Source organism: Bartonella sp. AP88XZML (assembly GCF_042195565.1).
Lineage (GTDB): Bacteria > Pseudomonadota > Alphaproteobacteria > Rhizobiales > Rhizobiaceae > Bartonella.
This window is the reverse complement of record NZ_JBHIOQ010000003.1, coordinates 1-3,072: the sequence shown is the minus strand read 5'-3', so window position 1 is coordinate 3,072 and position 3,072 is coordinate 1. Positions and strand designations below refer to the sequence as shown.

At 38.7% G+C, this 3,072-nt stretch carries 3 pseudogenes; 2 read left to right on the top strand and 1 reads right to left on the bottom strand.

Going from position 1 to position 3,072, the window contains the following annotated elements:
* Window positions 1-413: 413 nt before the first annotated feature.
* A pseudogene (locus tag ACFIK2_RS00055) lies at window positions 414-788 on the bottom strand (phage tail protein); the annotation flags it as partial.
* 26 nt (window positions 789-814) lie between these two features.
* On the opposite strand from ACFIK2_RS00055, the pseudogene ACFIK2_RS00050 reads away from it, so the two are divergent.
* Window positions 815-950, top strand: a pseudogene (locus ACFIK2_RS00050) (transcriptional regulator); the annotation flags it as partial.
* 798 nt (window positions 951-1,748) lie between these two features.
* Window positions 1,749-3,072, top strand: a pseudogene (locus ACFIK2_RS00045) (autotransporter outer membrane beta-barrel domain-containing protein); the annotation flags it as partial.

Here is a 3,072-nt window from a genome sequence, read left to right as displayed (position 1 = left end):
TTTTGCCAAGTTTGAGAGAGATCAAAAGCAGCAGCAATGATGTTTTTCCATTTGGTGATGGTGGTGGGTTCAGCACCAAAAAAGCGCATGACGGCTTCAAAGGCACGCCCAAAAGCCCGAGATACCCCCCGTGCAAAGCCCTTCATAAAAGAAGAAAAACGATCCCAATATTTCCACAAAGCAAAACCAGCAGCCAGTATGACCGCCACAACAGCAGCAACCACAGCCCCTATTGGGGTAAAAATACCCCCACAACAGAGGAAATACCCACCCCAACCACTTCGATCACTGTCCCAATAAAACCAAAAGAGGCAGAAAATGCCGCACCTGAAACGGCTATCCCTCGTAAAGCCCCCACAAGTAAAGTCATTGGGCAAAGAAGACGCAGCGCGCTCCCACCAAGCCCTGCCATCGGCTGCACGGGTGCGCACCACATTGACAAAGCGCCACAATGGGTCACTGGAGGTGGTGTGGTTGCCCCATAAAATACGTCCATTGGCGACAATTTTTCCATGGGCATTTTGGCTAAGCCGTGCTGGAATAAAGGTAGCAATATCGGCTTGGTTAAGGCGATTTGCTTCATGATCGATTTCCCCATCAAAATAGCTAATGGGGCGCGCTGTTCCTAAAATGCCTTTGACATCTTGGTTGGAGGGAAACCAAAAAACACCGCCCCTTTGCTTGTCGCGTTTGATAAACATGGCGGCAGCAAAGGGACTTGCCGGTTTAACACTCCAACCACCATCACTATTTGCCACCCAGACAAAGGAATCAATCAGGTAACAAAAATGCAACAATTAAACTTCCCCCTGATAAACTTCCCCCTGAAGATATAGCGGAACTCGTAGCAGAGCTTGATAAAAAGTTACAAGAGCTTGTTCAAAACATCAAAGACAGAGAAGAAATAGAGCTTACCTTGCCTCTTTTTAAAATTGCATTTAAAACGTTAAATAGAGGTTGGAAAAGCACTCAAGAACTACACAAATCCAACCTAACCATCATTATACAATGGAAAATGAAGGTGCATTTCTCCTTACATTAAGATTTTTAATAACACTTTGTTTTTAACATATTATATCTTTTTTTGCTTTTTGGGCTGATTTTGGAGCGAACTTCACAATTTATAGATTTTTTTCAAAGGGGCTTAAAAGGCGGTCTTCTAGGCTTTCACAGAGTTTTTTTAAATCTTCAAAGCCTTTTCCTATTTTCCATTGAATCACAGTTTTTTCTCATTTTCACTCTTTTTTAGATGTCAAAATCCATTTTGATAAAACGCGCATTTAATGGTGAAAATTAGTCATAAAAAATCATAAATTTCCACCTATTCCCACTTAAAAAAACTCCTGTCAAACGACAAACTTTCTTTTTTGTATATCCACAGCAGCATGGATACTGCTATTCTTTATTGCTCATTTCCTCTCTTCTTGTTTCTTTTTTCTAATATTTTTTCCATTCTTTTTTCTTTTTATAACTCAATAAAGTTTATCTCTAAACAATGCACAATAATAACACTATGATCTAAAATCAAATAAATATAAATAATTTTTAATATTATAAAATAATTTATATTTATTTCATAATGAATAATATTCAAAACATTATGTATTTTTATAAAAAAAATATTTTTCTACTTTACATAAAAATAAAAACAATCTATTGGTCCCCAAAGTAGAAAACCATTCATTTGATATCCTTCTTGTAAGCGGGGAAGGAATGCGTGGGGCTTATAAGTTAAGGAAAATATCTAAATGTTTAAAAAATCTCTTTTATCCGGCACAGCTGCCGTAGCTATCATGCTGTTTAGCACTCATTTCAGCGCATATGCGACAGTCCTCAGTGCTACAAGTAATGAAGAAGTAAAAGATGTCTCCGACGACGCATCCGAAAAAAACTATGATGCGATTAAGGCAACAAATAGTGGAAAAATCATTGGCAAGGATATAAAAGTAACCGCTCCTGAATCTGAAAAAACTGGTGTAACATCTACAGATCTTGGTAGCGAAATTACGTTAAAAGGCACAACAACCATTGAAAAAGCTGTGGATGGGATCCTAGCAAAAACAGGTGGTAAAATCACCAGCGAAGATTTAAAAATAAAAGGAGACGATACAGGAACAGGTGTAACAACCACAGATCCTGATAGTACAGTTGAATTAACAGGCACAACAACCATTGAAAAAGTTGCAAACGGATTTCGGGTAAATAAGGGCAGTAAAGTCACTGCAAAAAATGTAACGATAATCCTTCCTGAAGCTAAAGAAGACAGCATTGGTATACTCGTCGATGGTGCTAATAGCGTGATTGAATTAACGGGTCAAACAACCATTAAAGACATTGCTGGCAGCGGTCTTAGGGCAACAACTGGTGGCAAACTCGTTAGTAAAGATTTAACAATAACGGGCTCTCAGAACGAAAAAAATACCAATAGCACCGGTATAGCAGCCTACTTGCCAAATACTATGATTGAATTAACAGGCAAAACAACCATTGAAAATATGGTAACTGGGCTTTATACAGCAGTTGGTAGCAAAATCGTTAGCGAAAATTTGACAATAACCGGCTCTGAAACTGAAAAAAAGAGTACTGGTGCAAAAGCTGACAACAACAGCGTCATTACATTAAAAGGCACAACAACCATTGAAAAAGTTGCAAACGGCCTTGATATACAAAATGCAGCTACAGTCAAGATGACCGATGGTTCCATTACAGCATCTCAAATAGGTGCTCTTTTCAACGCTAGCGGAAATGATGAAAATAAAAACACGCTGGAAAATGTAAAAATATCGAGCAGCAAAGATGACGCCTTGGTAGATAAAGGAATAAGTGCCGAAAAAAGCACTGTGTCTTTAAACAATGTAACCGTCACTAAAGCGACAACAGGCATATTTGCAAATAATAACTCCACAATAACAGTCTCTGGAGGTTCATTCGACGGAAAAACTGATGGGGTATATGCTAAAGAAGGCAGCGCCATTACTTTGGACGAAAAAACTGCAGTTACATCATCTGATGGTTACGGACTTCATGCAGAAGGTCCAGCCAAAATCACGAAGACAAAAGGTGCTGTAAGTG